Annotated in this window: 14 protein-coding genes and 3 pseudogenes; 7 read left to right on the top strand and 10 right to left on the bottom strand. The window is 70.2% G+C overall.

Features of this window, described 5'->3' with window-relative positions; translation table 11 throughout:
* Positions 1 to 188: 188 nt before the first annotated feature.
* Positions 189 to 776, top strand: coding sequence for a hypothetical protein (locus OG373_RS01245; RefSeq protein ID WP_405435246.1), 588 nt, complete (start codon positions 189 to 191; stop codon positions 774 to 776).
* A 608-nt stretch (positions 777 to 1,384) separates the two neighbouring features.
* Here OG373_RS01245 and OG373_RS01250 read toward each other — a convergent pair.
* Both OG373_RS01250 and OG373_RS01255 read right to left on the bottom strand, forming a co-directional pair.
* Positions 1,385 to 2,863: an MFS transporter gene (locus tag OG373_RS01250; RefSeq protein ID WP_405435247.1), complete on the bottom strand. Its 1,479-nt coding sequence runs from the start codon at positions 2,861 to 2,863 to the stop codon at positions 1,385 to 1,387.
* A gap of 289 nt (positions 2,864 to 3,152) precedes the next feature.
* Positions 3,153 to 3,335 carry a hypothetical protein gene (locus tag OG373_RS01255; protein WP_405435248.1) on the bottom strand — a complete coding sequence of 61 codons (183 nt, stop codon included), beginning with the start codon at positions 3,333 to 3,335 and terminating at the stop codon, positions 3,153 to 3,155.
* On the opposite strand from OG373_RS01255, the gene OG373_RS01260 reads away from it, so the two are divergent.
* Positions 3,334 to 3,756 (top strand): DUF6924 domain-containing protein, encoded by a 423-nt coding sequence (locus OG373_RS01260; RefSeq protein ID WP_405435249.1) that lies wholly within the window; start codon positions 3,334 to 3,336, stop codon positions 3,754 to 3,756. The two genes, OG373_RS01255 and OG373_RS01260, sit on opposite strands and share 2 nt — an antisense overlap.
* 32 nt (positions 3,757 to 3,788) lie before the next feature.
* Here OG373_RS01260 and OG373_RS01265 read toward each other — a convergent pair.
* The 3 genes and pseudogenes from OG373_RS01265 to OG373_RS01275 form a co-directional block, all read right to left on the bottom strand.
* Positions 3,789 to 4,052: pseudogene (locus OG373_RS01265) on the bottom strand (transposase); the annotation flags it as partial.
* A gap of 216 nt (positions 4,053 to 4,268) precedes the next feature.
* On the bottom strand, positions 4,269 to 4,670 hold the full coding sequence (locus tag OG373_RS01270) for a nuclear transport factor 2 family protein (RefSeq protein ID WP_405435250.1): 402 nt from the start codon (positions 4,668 to 4,670) through the stop codon (positions 4,269 to 4,271).
* Complete coding sequence (locus OG373_RS01275) at positions 4,667 to 5,665, bottom strand: NADP-dependent oxidoreductase (protein ID WP_405435251.1); 999 nt, start codon at positions 5,663 to 5,665, stop codon at positions 4,667 to 4,669. Before OG373_RS01275 ends, OG373_RS01270 begins: the two co-directional genes overlap by 4 nt.
* A 122-nt stretch (positions 5,666 to 5,787) precedes the next feature.
* Here OG373_RS01275 and OG373_RS01280 point away from each other — a divergent pair, with 122 nt between their 5' ends.
* Complete coding sequence (locus OG373_RS01280; protein ID WP_405435252.1) at positions 5,788 to 6,663, top strand: LysR family transcriptional regulator; 876 nt, start codon at positions 5,788 to 5,790, stop codon at positions 6,661 to 6,663.
* A gap of 448 nt (positions 6,664 to 7,111) precedes the next feature.
* Here the strand turns inward: OG373_RS01280 and OG373_RS01285 are convergent, their stop codons facing one another.
* From OG373_RS01285 to OG373_RS01300, 4 genes and pseudogenes are all read right to left on the bottom strand, one after another.
* Entirely contained in the window at positions 7,112 to 7,567 is a 456-nt protein-coding gene (locus tag OG373_RS01285) for a TetR/AcrR family transcriptional regulator C-terminal domain-containing protein (protein WP_405435253.1), read from the bottom strand.
* A 305-nt stretch (positions 7,568 to 7,872) separates the two neighbouring features.
* Positions 7,873 to 8,247: a hypothetical protein gene (locus OG373_RS01290; protein ID WP_405435254.1), complete on the bottom strand. Its 375-nt coding sequence runs from the start codon at positions 8,245 to 8,247 to the stop codon at positions 7,873 to 7,875.
* Positions 8,248 to 8,329: 82 nt separating this feature from the next.
* Positions 8,330 to 8,548 (bottom strand): annotated as a pseudogene (locus OG373_RS01295) (class I SAM-dependent methyltransferase); the annotation flags it as partial.
* A gap of 2 nt (positions 8,549 to 8,550) precedes the next feature.
* Positions 8,551 to 8,965: pseudogene (locus tag OG373_RS01300) on the bottom strand (LysR family transcriptional regulator); the annotation flags it as partial.
* A gap of 111 nt (positions 8,966 to 9,076) precedes the next feature.
* On the opposite strand from OG373_RS01300, the gene OG373_RS01305 reads away from it, so the two are divergent.
* From OG373_RS01305 to OG373_RS01320, 4 genes are all read left to right on the top strand, one after another.
* Positions 9,077 to 9,895, top strand: coding sequence for an inositol monophosphatase family protein (locus OG373_RS01305; protein WP_405435255.1), 819 nt, complete (start codon positions 9,077 to 9,079; stop codon positions 9,893 to 9,895).
* Positions 9,896 to 9,942: 47 nt separating this feature from the next.
* A complete protein-coding gene (locus OG373_RS01310; RefSeq protein ID WP_405435256.1) occupies positions 9,943 to 10,539 on the top strand; it encodes an NADPH-dependent F420 reductase in 597 nt (198 codons plus the stop codon).
* Between the two features lie 635 nt (positions 10,540 to 11,174).
* Complete coding sequence (locus tag OG373_RS01315; protein ID WP_405435257.1) at positions 11,175 to 11,345, top strand: hypothetical protein; 171 nt, start codon at positions 11,175 to 11,177, stop codon at positions 11,343 to 11,345.
* Between the two features lie 85 nt (positions 11,346 to 11,430).
* Positions 11,431 to 12,252 carry an alpha/beta fold hydrolase gene (locus tag OG373_RS01320; RefSeq protein WP_405435258.1) on the top strand — a complete coding sequence of 274 codons (822 nt, stop codon included), beginning with the start codon at positions 11,431 to 11,433 and terminating at the stop codon, positions 12,250 to 12,252.
* A 363-nt stretch (positions 12,253 to 12,615) separates the two neighbouring features.
* Here the strand turns inward: OG373_RS01320 and OG373_RS01325 are convergent, their stop codons facing one another.
* A complete protein-coding gene (locus OG373_RS01325; RefSeq protein ID WP_405435259.1) occupies positions 12,616 to 13,068 on the bottom strand; it encodes a hypothetical protein in 453 nt (150 codons plus the stop codon).
* Positions 13,069 to 13,217: the final 149 nt, after the last annotated feature.

Here is a 13,217-nt window from a genome sequence, read left to right on the forward strand (position 1 = left end):
GAGGGGACCCGCCCTCAGCGGACCTCGAGGCGGTACGCGAGGCGATACGCGAGGAGTGCCTGCGCCGCGTCCTCATCGAGTTCACCGGACACCAGGTCGACGGCGGGTGGCGTCGGTGACGCCACCCGCCCCGGGCGGCACCGAAGGGCGCTTACGGTGAGCTGCGGGGTGGCGGATAGCGTGGGGACATGGCGATGACGGGGAAGCGGCGGGTCCTGTACCGGCAGGGCAGCGGGTTCTGGCGGATGACGGCGAAGTGGGTTCTGGTCTTCGGGGCCCTGTACCTCCTGGACGGCGGGCTGCTCCGGTCGTGGAGCGACGCTGTAACCTGGCCGATGATCGGGATCCTGCTGTGGGCGCCGTTCGGGATCGGCGTCGTCTGGTACCCGAAGAAGGATCAGCAGGTCGAGCTGACGACGCGTGAACTGCGGGTGCGGCGCAAGCGGATGCCGATGGAGAAGGTGAACCTGCTGCACGTGGCGCGGCTGTGGCTGGAGGGGCGGTCGACCGCGGACGACCAGCCGGTTCAGGAATGGAAACGGTTCGACCGGGTGATATGGGTGCCGCTTCGGGACGGCCGGGCGTTCGGCGTGGAGTTCCGCGACCCGGCCGCGTTCGCCAAGGTTTTCGGCGCCTTCGCGGTCGCGGCGTGCGGCGGGCCGGACATCGTCCGCGCGAGGGCCGCGGCGGAGACCTACCCCGATCCGCGCCCGATGCGACACCGGTCCGCCGCCGACGGCGGCTCCCGGCTGGACCTCCTGGACATCTTCAACTGAGTGCCGGAAACGTACGGCGAGGGCCAGCGGTCCGTCAGGGGTCTTCTATGCCGAGGGTGCTACCCGCGGGGCTCCGCAGACCGTCCAGGTCGCTGACCGAGGGCATTCGTGGCACAACCTCGGCGAAGCCGCCGAGAAGCGCGTCTACCGGCACGCAACTGCCTGCGGGATGGCACGCCCCGACGCCGAGCCCGCCCCGACGCCGACCGCGCCGGAGGGCGCCGCGAGCGCGGCCGGGTACTCGTCGACGGGGTTGTCTCCGTGGACGGTCGCGGGCGGTGACCTCGATGCCGAGTTCCCCATCGGCCTCACCGTCCCCGGCACGTCGTTGACCCGGGACACCAGCAGCGAACACGCCCCACCCGCCTTCGGTTTGGCGACCCGAACTCAGGCTCGTGGGCGAGCGTCGACCACGGCGGCCGTGCCGTTCCTGGGCACTGGTACAGACACACATCCCGGCACCGCACCCGGGGGTACAAGTGAGACGCATCGCGTTCGGCACGCCCGTCTCAGCCGCACTCGTGGCCGGGGCCGGGGTCCGCTTGCGCAAGGCGGCGTCGAGGCTGATGCGAAAGGGTCGTTCACCCGGCACGCGGAGCAGCGCAACGTCAGCCCCGCACAACGCGGACGGATCGTAGTGCCGTGTCCGTTCGGCACCGTAACCGGGCCGCCGGGTGGTCGAGCGGCGCTCGCCTGCGACGACGCCCATTCCCTCGAGCCTGACCAGCCAGGGCGCGTCGCGCCCTTTCACAGCCGGTCGACGCCAGGAGCAGCAAGCGCGTGCCCGCTGCTCGCCATCGAGTCGGTGGCAGCGTTCGGAGAGGATGTCCTTGTTGTCGGGGACGCCGGTGGCGGCCGAGGCGACGGCCCGGTCCGAGCTTGCGGCGGGCGAGGATGAGGATGGTCAGCGCGATGGCGGCGCCGCCGGTGGGGAGCGCGGCGAGAACATCGGGGCGGGCGGCGAGGGTTGCGGCAAGCGCGGTTCCGGCTGCCTGCCCGGTGCCGACCGACAGGATCAGCCAGGAGTACGCCTCAGTGGTGCGGGAGGCGGAGGCGAGAGCGTCCACGGTGTGGAAGCCGTTGGTGATGATCAAGGTGAAGAACAGCCCCGGGATCGCAGTGAGGGCGAAGGCTGTGCGGGGATCGGGCTGGGCCAGCAGGGGCGCCCAGCCGAGGAGGAACAGGGCGCTGGTGGTGATGAGCTGGGATTTGGTCGTGCCGGGCCACGCCCGGCGGGCGTAGATCAGGCTGCCCAGGAAGCTGCCGGTGGAGAACACGGCAGGAAGCAGTCCGCAGAGCATCGCCCGCCCATGGGCGGCCGCCATGCCTGCGGCCCACACGTTCATCGCTCCGAACGCGAACCCCGTTCCCGCCAGTGCGGTGAGCAGCAGGACCAGGCCGGCGCTCATCAGCCGTCCTCTTTCCGTCACCCCGACGGCAGGATGCCAGGTCTGCGACGGTTCGGCGGTCAGGACCACCGCCGTGCCCACTAGCCCGAGGGCGGCGGTCGCGGCCAAGGCGGTGTCGGGCCCGTGCGTGGTCGCCAGCCACGAGGCGAGCAGGGGGCCGGCGATGTAAAGGAGTCCCTGCGAGCCGGTGTCGAGGGCTTGGACGACTCGGCGCCGCCCGAAGTCAGGCAGGACCGTCGGCCAAAGCGCCCGAAGCCCTGCCTCCAGCGGCGGTGTGACCAGACCCGCGAGCCCGACCACCGCGGTCACCGCCGCGGGGTGCCCGCCCGCCCTGATCAAGGGGAGTGCTGCCAGGCAGCTGGCGTTGAGCAGCACCGCCGGTGTTGACACACGGGTTTGACCGTAGCGGTCCATCAGCCTGCCTTTGACCGGCTGGGACAGCCCGGACGCCAGTCCGTAGAGGGCGGCGAGCATTCCGGCGAAGGCCAGCGACCCCCCGCCGCCGGTGATCCACAGAACGAGCCCCACCGGAACCATGGAGTTGGGCAGGCGCCCGATCAGAGTGCCGCCGAGCAGGCGGACAACGTGTCGGCTGCCCAGTACGGCGCCGTATGTGGCGAGCGGCGGGGCGGTGGTCGGGTGTTCGGCGGCCAGGGTCAACAGGGCAGGGCTTTCCATCAGAGGGAGTGCGGGGCGGGGCAACCGCGGGCGGGCGGCGATCTCATGGCAGGCCCGGGCGTTCGGCGTGGTTTCCCGTATGGCGCAGGTGCCGGGGAACCCGGAGTGGGGAGCGTAGCCCGGAGCCGACCGCCCATCGCGGAACTTGTGATCATCCGACAAGACCGCGGGAAGGGCCCGTAGTTGACGCGGGCCGCACGCGCATCGTGCGGCGCACGGAGGACGACCTGTCGGTGCGGACGGGGCCGGATCCCACGCAACGTGTCCTGGAGTTGGCGATCGGCGCCCTTCAGGAGGCCGGCCAGCGTCCGTCGGCCAGGACACGCAGGACGGCCCTGCCCGGACCGTCGCGGTGGGGGTGTTGGGTCATGCCGATCAGCCGGTCAGGTCCGGGAGCCCACGTCGACGCGATCGGGGTGCCCTGACCTTGGCGACGGTCGATGTCGGCGTCGGGTGAGAGGATCGGGTTCATGTCCCTGCCTCATCCTGATGATCTGACTTCGCTTGTCCTGCGCACCGACTTCGGTGACGAGGGAGCCTGGGATGCGGTTCGTGCCGCACTCGACGCCGCGGGCGAGTATCCCCATGCCACGTACGTCAGCGACCTTCGCTTCGCCGGCGTGGATGTCCAGGTACTCCTGGACGAAGAAGCCGCCGCGGAAGAGGACGACCAGATCGTCTACGTGTTCCTGGCGGACGCGACCACGATGGATGATCCGGGCCACCCGGTTCTGGCCGTGGACCTCTCGGACGAACCTGGGCGAACGTTCAGGGTTCCGGTTCAGTGGTTTCCGGACGTGGCTGCCAACCTCAGCATCGCCAACATGGACTTTGCGGACTTCGCCGATGCCGCTGACGGGTCAGGGACCTTCCGCGGCTTTGACGGGGGCTGACGCCTCACCGTCGAGGCACGTCCAGGGGCGGGGTGGCGCTTGCGGCCTGCGATCTCCTGGCCCGCGTCCATGCCCTGTACGGCTGCGGGCACGTTGGCGGAGGTCTCCACGCTCTGAGCGTCCAGTACGCAGGCGGTCGGTTCGACGTCGCGGCCTTCTGCCTCACGGACCAGTCGCCGCAGCACACCGTTGAGCCGGTCGAAAATGCTGTCCTTCTGCCATGCGGCGAAGTACCCGTAGACCGTCTCCCCCGGCGCGAAGTCGTGCGGCAGGTAGCGCCAGGGAATGCCGGTGCGCGGGCTCGCCCCGGTGTCCCTGCCCACAGAACCCCCTCTCCGTCCGGGATGCGAAGGCCACCCGCGGCGAACCTGCTCCCGTGTTCCGGGCACCTCGCAGGCCGCCGCGGCGCACCTGGCGGTATTCGTCGCCTACCTGCTGACCATCTCCCTGCAGAGGGCCGTGCGCCGCGGGCAGACACCCGATGATCCGCCGGACACACTGCCTGGCCCCCTCTAGAAGGCGTTGTCCAGCGTCAGGGTGAGCTCGGAGATCCGCCACCCTCCGTCGGAACGGACCAGGCCAAACATGTAGACCCCGGTCGAAATCATCTGGATGCTCTCGCCGGTGTTCCGCGTCTGCACCAGATAGGCCCGTACCTCAGCGGTGGCGGTGTCCGTCGTCGTGACCACGACATTGCCCAGGTTGTGCCGCGCCCTTCCGGTCTGGGCCGTGTGCCCGTCACGGATGAAGTCGAGCACCGCCGCACGTCCGGCGACCGGGCCGAGCACTCCTTGTCCGGGCATCGTGAAGGTCCAGGTGGTGTCTTCGGTCAGGACCGCTTCCAGCTCGGGCACATTCAGCTCATCCAGGGCGTGGGCGTAGTTCGCCACCACCTGCTGGATTTCGGCGATCACGAGACCACCGTCAGCACGATCTTGCCTTGGATGTGGCCCTGCGCCGCTCGTGTGTGTGCGCTGCCCGCCTCGGCCAGCGGGTAGGTGCTGTCCACCCCGACGTGGAGCTTGCCCTCGTGGAGCAGGCGCCCGATCTCGGCGAGCTGGGGGCCGTTGGAACGCACCTGAATGTTCGAGACGGTGATGCCCAGGCTCGCTGTCTCTTCCGGGTCGTACTGGGCGAAGAACACCGGAAGCATGGTGCCGCCGCGCTTGAGCACGGTCAGGAAGCGTGAGCTGTCCGGGCCGCCGACGGTGTCGATCACCAGGTCGACACCGCTGACCACGTCCGCTGGCTGCGTCCTGGTGTAGTCGATGAACTCGTCGGCGCCGAGCTTGCGCAGGAACTGCTCGTGCCGGCCCGAGGCCACCGCGATGACGTGTGCCCCCTTCCATTTCGCCAGCTGCACCGCGAAGTGGCCCACTCCACCGGCGGCTCCGTTGACCAGCACGGTCATCCCTGGCGTGATCGGGACCGGCTGGTGCACCTGGCCGGTGAAAGGAGACGGCACGTCGTGGCCGAGATCGATCAGGTACTGCCAGGCCGTGAGCACGGCCATGGGCGCCCCAGCCGCCTGCACGTCGTCGATGCCGGCCGGCTTGTGAGCCAGGTCCGAAGCCGGCGCGGCCACGTACTCGGCGTACGTCCGGCCGTCGAATCCGGGGAACCGCAGCATGCCGAAGACCTCGTCACCGACGGCGAATCCCAGCACGTCCGGAGCGACCGCCTTGACCACGCCCGACATGTCCGTTCCGGGGATCAGGGGGAACTCCAGGGCCGGCCTCATCCCGGCCGGCATGACCTTCATCCCCTCACGGAGGTACCAGTCCGGCGGGTTGATGCCCGCCGCGTGCACCCGGACGAGCACCTCGCCCGGGCCGATCTCGGGAACCGGCACCTCGTCATACTGCAAAACTTCCGGCCCGCCCGCTGCGTGGAACTGGATTGCCTTCATCGCGCCTGTCGCTTTCTTGGGGAAACGTTGTTTCCTCAGTCAAGGCCCAGGACGGCATGGCCGTCCAAGACCGGTTCGGCAACCCGGTCATTCCGAAACGGCATGCCCCGTACGCTGGAAGGGTGAACGATCTCGGACAGGACCTGGAACTGCGGCTGGTGCGCTACTTCACCGTGGTGGCGGCGCATCAGCACTTCGGCCGGGCCGCCGCCGACTTGCGCGTGGCCCAGCCGGCGCTGAGCCGCCAGATCCAACGGCTCGAGAAGCATCTCGGCGCGCGCCTGCTGGACCGCGTACCCCAGGGCGCCCGGCTCACTCCGGCCGGCCAGACGTTCCTCCCCCGGGCTCAAGCCCTGCTCCGGGCCGCCCGCCACGCCGAGCTGGCCGTGCGTGAACAAGCCAGGACCGAACGAATCGCCATCGGCTACGTTGAAGACCTGGTGATCACTGCCGCCGTACGGGAACTGAGCCGCCGTCACCCGGACGCCGAGATCGCCACCCGGTACCTGAGCTGCCGCGACGTGGGGGCGCTGTCCGACAAGCGCGTCGACGCCCTGATTGCGCGGGCCCCGCTGCCGCTCGCCGGCGACGACGTGTTCACCACCCCGCTGTACGAGGAGCCCCGGATGCTCGTGGTCCCGCGCGGCCATCCCTTGGCCGACCGCGCGTCGGTGACCGCGGAAGAACTGGCCGACGAGGAGGCGGCGCCGTGCGCGTTCGAGACCGCGGACTGGACTTCCTACCGGATCCTCGGGGCCGGCGTGCCGCAGATCGAGAGCTACGAGGACAAGCTCGAACTCGTCGCGAGTGGCAGAGCGATCGCCGTGCTGCCGGTCGGCGATCGGCGTAGCTCACTGCGCCACGACCTCGTCACCGTCTCGATCGAGGGTGCTCCCCCCAGCCAGGTCGTCCTGGTCAGCCGCAAGGGCGACCCGAATCCGATGATCAGGAATCTCCGGCTGGCGGCCAAGGCCGTCCTGACCGGAGCTGCTGCCTGACCGGGACCGGCCGACCCGCTTGGCGCCGAACTGCACCAAGTGGTGCTCACGTCCGCCGTGTTCGTCGCGCGTCTGCGGCATCGCGCGGGGTCAGGTGGTGCCGGCTCAGTGTCCGACACCCTGGAACGGCGATCAAGCATGTCGACGTCAAGCATGTGGCGGCGGTCGAGGGGCGGCGGTGGATCGCAGGCACGGCGGTCACGAGCAGGGTATAACCCCGGCCGCGTCGCATGGTCACGCCCTGGTCACGCCCTGGTCGAGGACGGCGGGATCGGCGGGCTCCAGGCCGGTGTTGCGGAGGAAGTCGGCGACCTTGCCCGGCATATCGAGAACAACCTGCGCAAGCAGTTGGGCCGGTCGTTGCATCCACGGCCCGGCAGCAGGCTGGTCCTCGTTGCGCTTGTTCGGTGGGCCAGCACGCCGCGAGAGCAGCGATCGCTGTGGTCTTCTAGTGCAGGGCTGAGATACCGGCCAGGAAGATGTCGACTCCGACGAGGAATTGCTCGCGGTCGTCGTGCTCTCGCAGCTGCGTCGCAGCCGCGTGCACGAACGGGTACCGGCGGGGGTCGATCTGCCACGATTGCGCGGCGGCGTTCTCCAGGAAGGTCTCTCGGTCCGTGTCGCTGCCGGCGCGGAGCCGTGCGTTCGCGGCGTTCTGGGCGGCGACACCGAGGACGTAGTTCACGAGCGTGCCGGCCGCGTCGAAGCGCGCCTTTTCGGGTACGGCGAGGGCGTCCAGCAAGCGGCCGATGCTCTCGTAAAAGTCCAGCAGCGCAGGCCGCCACGGTTGGCGGGAGAGTTCTGCCCCGACCCAGGGGTGGGCGTCGATCGCGTCGAACAGGCCCAGGGCGAGGTGGCGCAGAGCAGTGCGCGGATCCGCATCGGTGCCGGCGCCGGACAGCAACGCATAGCATGTTCAGCCGCGCCGCCGCCGTAGAAGCCGACGACGACGGCTTCTACTCGATGATGATCGATGACGACGCACCCCACAGCCTGCTCGCCTTGATGACCGGAGCCGCGCAGGACTCGTGACTCACCGCACTGCCGGAGCAGCTACGGGCCGGCCCTCGCAGTTCACGATGGTGGTTACCAGGACCACCATCGGCAAGGCGGAGGTGCGCCCGTGTACTGGGCGTACTCGGGCGCCCCGACAACGCGGCCGGGTGCGGTGCCGGACGCCGCGGGCCGGCAAGATCCGGAAGAGACGGCCTAAGGGCGGCGGGCGATCCAGGTGGTGCGTGTCGTGCGGACGCTCAGGTCAACGCGGCGCACGATGCCGAGTGGGTGGGTCTCGTCCAAGAGGGCGTCGAGGGCGGCCAGGTCATCCGCTTCCAGCGCGTCGCCGGCATGGGAGCGCAGCTTGGTCAGACAGACCTGCGCGTAGCGGCCCAACGCCGGACCGGCCCGGGAGGCGGTGAGGCGGATCTCGAAGGCGCGGCGCGCGTCCACGGTGAAGCCGGCGTCCGTGAGCGTCCGGTCCCATTCGTGCGGCGGCTCGGTGTTCGTCACGGCGTGCAGCCGTGCCTCCAGCCCGGGGCGGCCGACGCCGGCGTCCTCGGGCAGGAAGCGCGGGAAGAAGTCCATCTCGGTGACCGCGAGCAGACCGCCCGTACGCCTGAGCCAGCGTCCGGGCCGGATCGCTCAGGTGGTGCAGGAAGGCAGCGGCCCACATCAGGTCGTACGGCTCCCCCTTGCCGGAGAGGGGCCATGGCTCGTCCAGGTTCGCCTCCAGCGTGCGGATACGTCCCTCGACGCCGTGCGCGGCTGCCTGCTTCTGCAGCCGGTGCAGCATCTGGGGCGAGATGTCCGCCGCCGTCACCGACGCGGCGGGGAACCGGTCGGCGAGCGCGAGAGCGCCGGTGCCGGGACCACTGCCCACGTCCATGCAGCGACGAAGCGCAATCGCACGCCCGGCGCCTGTCCGCGCACGGCCGCGAGCAGTGCGGGGCCGCTCAAGGCGACCAGGGAATCGTGCCGGCGGAGTGTGAAAGTGCGCTCCAACATTGCCAGATCGAGTTCACGGCTCGGTGCCAGCACCCCGTGGACCCGGTGCAGCAGCTCGTCCACCTGTTCCCGGACGGCGATCGCATACGGCGTCGGGGCATCGTGCGGCCGGTGCGCACCAGGATCTGATCCCCGGTCGTGCGCGGGATCCGGCCCGGACTCCGGCTCATCGCAGGGGCGGTGACGTGCAGGCGCGCACAGCAGCCCCGCCCACACTTCCCTCCTCCAGCAGCGCGTCGAGGGCAGTGAGCAAGTTCAAATCCAATTGCGTGTGAGTAATCCTAGCCGTGCTTGACATGCAGTTGAGGTTAATGAAGGGGCTGTATACCTTCGAGACCAGAGCGCAAGAAGAAACGCTCAGCTCGGCCCGACCGGCCTCAACACCCCCTTCTCACACGGGAGTACCACCATGTCCGAAACGCTTCAGACCACTGACGTCGCCGCCTCCGACGCCGACCTGCTCGCCCAGACCGCGATCGCCGTGCGCGCGGCGGGTTCGGCGCTGCGCGAGCGCTTCGGCGAGGTGGTCCGCTACCGGACCCGCGAAGAGCTGATGCGCGCGCTCGCCGCCAACGACGACGCGGCCCTCGACATCCTGCGCCCCCGCCTCACGCGCCTGCGCCCGGACGCCGGCTGGGTGGAGGACGAGCTGGACGGTGGGCCGCTGCCGTCCGGCGAATGGTGGGTCGTGGATCCGGCCGAAGGCAACGTCAACCACCTGCACGCCCTGCCGGAGTGGGCGGTGACCGCCACCCTTGTGCGTGAGAACCAGCCGGTGCTGACCGCGGTTCACCTGCCGTTGACCGGCGAGACCTACACCGCGCTCACCGGCGCGGGCGCCTACCTCGACGGCCGGCCGCTGGGCGTTTCCCAGACCGCCGACCTCGGCCTGAGTGTCGTGGCCACCAGCCAGGCCCGGCCGGACGAGGACGAGAAGGTCGTGCGGCGCGTCGGCTCCTCGATCACCTCGATGCTTTTCGACGCGCTCGTCGTCCGCACGGCCGTGCCCGCGACCCTGCACCTGCTGGACGTGGCCGCCGGCCGGATCGACGCCTTCTGGCAGTTCGCCGGTGCCCGCGCGGACCTGCTGCCCGGGGCGTTGCTCGTCACCGAGGCCGGCGGACAGATCTCCGACGCCGAGGGCCGCCCCTGGACCCCGCAGAGCGAGAGCTTCCTGGCCGCCGCGCCCGGCGTCCACGCCGAGGCCGTCGCCACGCTCTCACGCTGACCGCACACCACCACCACCACCTGCACGCACGGAAGGACCAGATCATCATGACCACGATCGCAGTTCTCGGAAACGGCCGAGTCGGCGGCAACCTGGCCACAGCCCTCATCCGGGCAGGGCACAAGGTGACCGTGGCGGACCGCTCGCCGGGCTCCGCCGCCGACGCTGCCCGGACGGCCCAGATCGTCATCAACGCCACCCCGGGCGCCGGCTCGCTGGAACGGCTCGTCGCACTGCGCGAGGAACTGCGCGACAAGATCCTCGTCGACGTCTCCAACGCCACCGTCGACGGACCGGACGGGCTGCCCGCCGACCTGATCTACCCCGGCTCAAGCCTCGCCGAGCAACTCCAGGAAGCGCTCCCCGAAACGCGCGTCGTCAAGACACTCAACACCATGCTCTTCCCGGTGATGACCGCGCCGGCCACGCTCACCCAGGCGCCCGATGCCTTCCTCTCCGGCGAGGAACCGCAGGCCAAGCAGACCGTCCGTGACCTGCTCGTCGATCTCGGCTGGCGCAAGGAGTGGATCACTGATCTCGGCGGGATCCAGACCGCCCGCGCCACGGAGGCCGCGATACTGTTCGTACCGCACGTGATTCGGTCCAGCGGATTCACGCCCTTCGCGATCTCGATCGCCCGCTGATCCGCACACAGTGCACCGCCCCCGGCGGGCCCACATCCTGCCCGCCGACACCCGCGGCGGCCGCCGGTACCGGCCGTTCCGATGTGCCTACGGGGCGCTCCCCGAGGACCTGCGCCGGGGCGCGGACCACCAGCCGGCGTCCTGGCCCGCCGTGAGGCGTCCGGGTCCTGCTGCCGGGCAGTCATCCGACTGATGCCCTGGCAGTCATCGGCTCCCTGGCGTTCGGGCCATGACCTTCACTCACGATCCGGAGCAGATCGCCCACGCCAATGCCGAGGAGGCACAGGCCCATCCCGAGGTGTTCGCCGGGCGAGAGTGTGCGACAGATCGCCGACCTCATCGGCCGGCTGGACCCCTCCACCGGCCCTGGCCGGTCGCTCCTTCGGCGGGCCGCTGGTGCAGATCCTGGCCGGACGGGGGGCTGGCTGATGCGACCGCGGCAATCAGCCCGGCTCCTTCCGCAGGGTGCCTCCGTTGCCGTTCGCGGCGCTGCGGTCCTCAGCTCCGGTCCTCGGCAACCCGGCCAACGCCCACCAGCAGTCCCGCTCGCCTTCGACCAGTTCCGGTACGCCTTCGCCGACGTCGTTCCCGAGGCCGAGGCGCACGAGCTGAACAGCGCGTACTGCCTGCCCGGCGTGGGAAAGCCGATTTTCCAAGCGGGCAGCGCGAACATCAACCCGTGGACCGAGGCCAAGGTAGACACCGAGAACGTCGCGATCCCCGGCCGCGGCCATTGCCTCACCATCGACGCCGGCTGGCGCGAAGTCGCCGACACCGCACTGGCATTCGCCCACCGCTCCCTCTAGGCCGCCCGGCACCGCCTGTGCTGCCACCTCTCTCGCCCTGTCCACGACCGCCGGACGGGCGCCCCACTCTGCGAAGGAAGAGCCGATGAGCACATTCACCACTACCGACGGCACCGAGATCCACTACATCGACTGGGGCACCGGCCGGCCCGTGGTGTTCAGCCACGGCTGGCCGCTGTCCGGCGAGGCCTGGGCCGACCAGATGCGCCTGGTCGGCGAGAACGGCTTCCGCGCCATCGCGCACGACCGGCGCGGCCACGGCCGCTCCGGCAACGGCTGGACCGGCCACCACATGGACACTTACGCCGACGACCTTGCCCAGCTCCTGGAGCACCTCGATCTGCACGACGTCGTACTGGTCGGCCACTCCACGGGCGGCGGCGAGGTCACCCGGTACCTGGGCCGGCACGGCACCGGCCGGGTGAGCAAGGCCGTCCTGCTCGGCGCTGTTCCCCCGCTGATGCTCCGGACCGACGCCAACCCCGGCGGCCTGCCCCGCGAGGTCTTCGACGCCATCCGCGACGGCGTCGAATCCGACCGCGCCCAGTTCTACGCCGACCTCGCGGTGCCCTTCTACGGCGCCAACCGCGACGGCAACACCGTCTCGGAGGGCATCCGCCGCGACTTCTGGCGCCTGAGCATGCAAGCCGGCCTCAAGGCCGCCTACGACTGCATCGCCCAGTTCTCCGAGACCGACTTCACCGAGGACCTCAAGAAGATCGACATTCCTGTTCTGGTCGCCCACGGCGACGACGACCAGATCGTCCCCATCGGCGCCGCCGCCCTGCGCTCGGCCGAACTCCTGAAGAACGCCACCCTGCGCGTCTACCCCGGCGCCCCGCACGGCCTCGCCGGGGACTTCAAGGAGGCCTTCAACGCAGACCTCCTCGCCTTCATCAACACCTGACCCCACCACCGGGCCAGCGCTCCGCCCCGTGCGCGGCGCCGGCCGCGCGAACCTGGAGGAATAGTGCCTGCTTGCCCGTGGCCTCCTCTACGAGGGGCAGCTGCTGCGGGGCCTCCTTCCGCCGTGCTCCTGGCCGGGCCGGGGGTCCTCCCGGCCCGGCTTGAAACGGTGGCCTCGTCGCGGTCGTCGTCGTAGCCGTGGAGCTGGGGGGGTGAGCCGGGGATGGGCCGGCCCATGGTGGGGTCGACGGAGAGGGCGGCCAGGGCGCGGTCGAGGGCGTGGTTCTCCTGGCGGCCGAGTTCGTTGATCTGGTCGATGGCGCTGTCGGTGAAGCGGTTGCTGAAGAGCAAGAAGAAGCAGGGCTCACTTCTTGCAGGGGAACGTCACCTGCTCGCTGCGGACACTCTTCTTTTGGTCCGGCAGGTGGAGCGTGACGTACCCGGTCACCGCCTTGGCGTTCCTGGGCGCCGGCATGTCCACGACCTGAAGGACGACCTTGGTGGAGGTGCCCGTGCCGAAGGCGAAGGATCCCGGGGAGACCCGGGCGCGGCTGGCGTTCACCGTCCAGTGGTAGCGGACCGTGCCCGGCCCGGTCGCCGTCACCTTGCCGTCGAAGGCCATGGCCACAGGAGTGCCGTTGCACTCGACGGTCTCCCCCGACTTCAGCAGGGTGACCACTTCGACCTTGGTGACCTTCACCGCCTGTTTGACCCCGCTCGTCCCGGCGGTTCCGGCCTGCGCCACGTGGAGGGGAGCGAGGGCCACCGAGGAGGCGAGGAGCGGGGCTGCGAGGAGCATGAGGTATCGACGCCGCATTGTGCTGCCTTCCGTATGAGGAAAGCCCCCGATCTCGGTCCCAGGATATCGGCGGCCCGCCCGGGCGGCCCGGCAGCCGGCGGTCAGCCCTGCGGAAGGAACGGCGGCGGCGGTCTGAGCATCACGGGGCCGAGGCCGAACGGCAGGTG

The sequence above is a fragment of the Streptomyces avidinii genome (assembly GCF_045161815.1).
GTDB classification, from domain to species: Bacteria; Actinomycetota; Actinomycetes; order Streptomycetales; family Streptomycetaceae; genus Streptomyces; species Streptomyces avidinii.

Bases quoted from the DNA above. Each gene is read 5' to 3' on its own strand.
- OG373_RS01310 (WP_405435256.1), top strand. From the start codon at position 9,943: ATGACCACGATCGCAGTTCTCGGAAACGGCCGAGTCGGCGGCAACCTG.
- OG373_RS01255 (WP_405435248.1), bottom strand. From the start codon at position 3,335: ATGAACCCGATCCTCTCACCCGACGCCGACATCGACCGTCGCCAAGGT.
- OG373_RS01305 (WP_405435255.1), top strand. From the start codon at position 9,077: ATGTCCGAAACGCTTCAGACCACTGACGTCGCCGCCTCCGACGCCGAC.
- OG373_RS01260 (WP_405435249.1), top strand. From the start codon at position 3,334: ATGTCCCTGCCTCATCCTGATGATCTGACTTCGCTTGTCCTGCGCACC.
- OG373_RS01325 (WP_405435259.1), bottom strand. From the start codon at position 13,068: ATGCGGCGTCGATACCTCATGCTCCTCGCAGCCCCGCTCCTCGCCTCC.
- OG373_RS01275 (WP_405435251.1), bottom strand. From the start codon at position 5,665: ATGAAGGCAATCCAGTTCCACGCAGCGGGCGGGCCGGAAGTTTTGCAG.
- OG373_RS01320 (WP_405435258.1), top strand. From the start codon at position 11,431: ATGAGCACATTCACCACTACCGACGGCACCGAGATCCACTACATCGAC.
- OG373_RS01245 (WP_405435246.1), top strand. From the start codon at position 189: ATGGCGATGACGGGGAAGCGGCGGGTCCTGTACCGGCAGGGCAGCGGG.
- OG373_RS01290 (WP_405435254.1), bottom strand. From the start codon at position 8,247: ATGGACTTCTTCCCGCGCTTCCTGCCCGAGGACGCCGGCGTCGGCCGC.
- OG373_RS01250 (WP_405435247.1), bottom strand. From the start codon at position 2,863: ATGGAAAGCCCTGCCCTGTTGACCCTGGCCGCCGAACACCCGACCACC.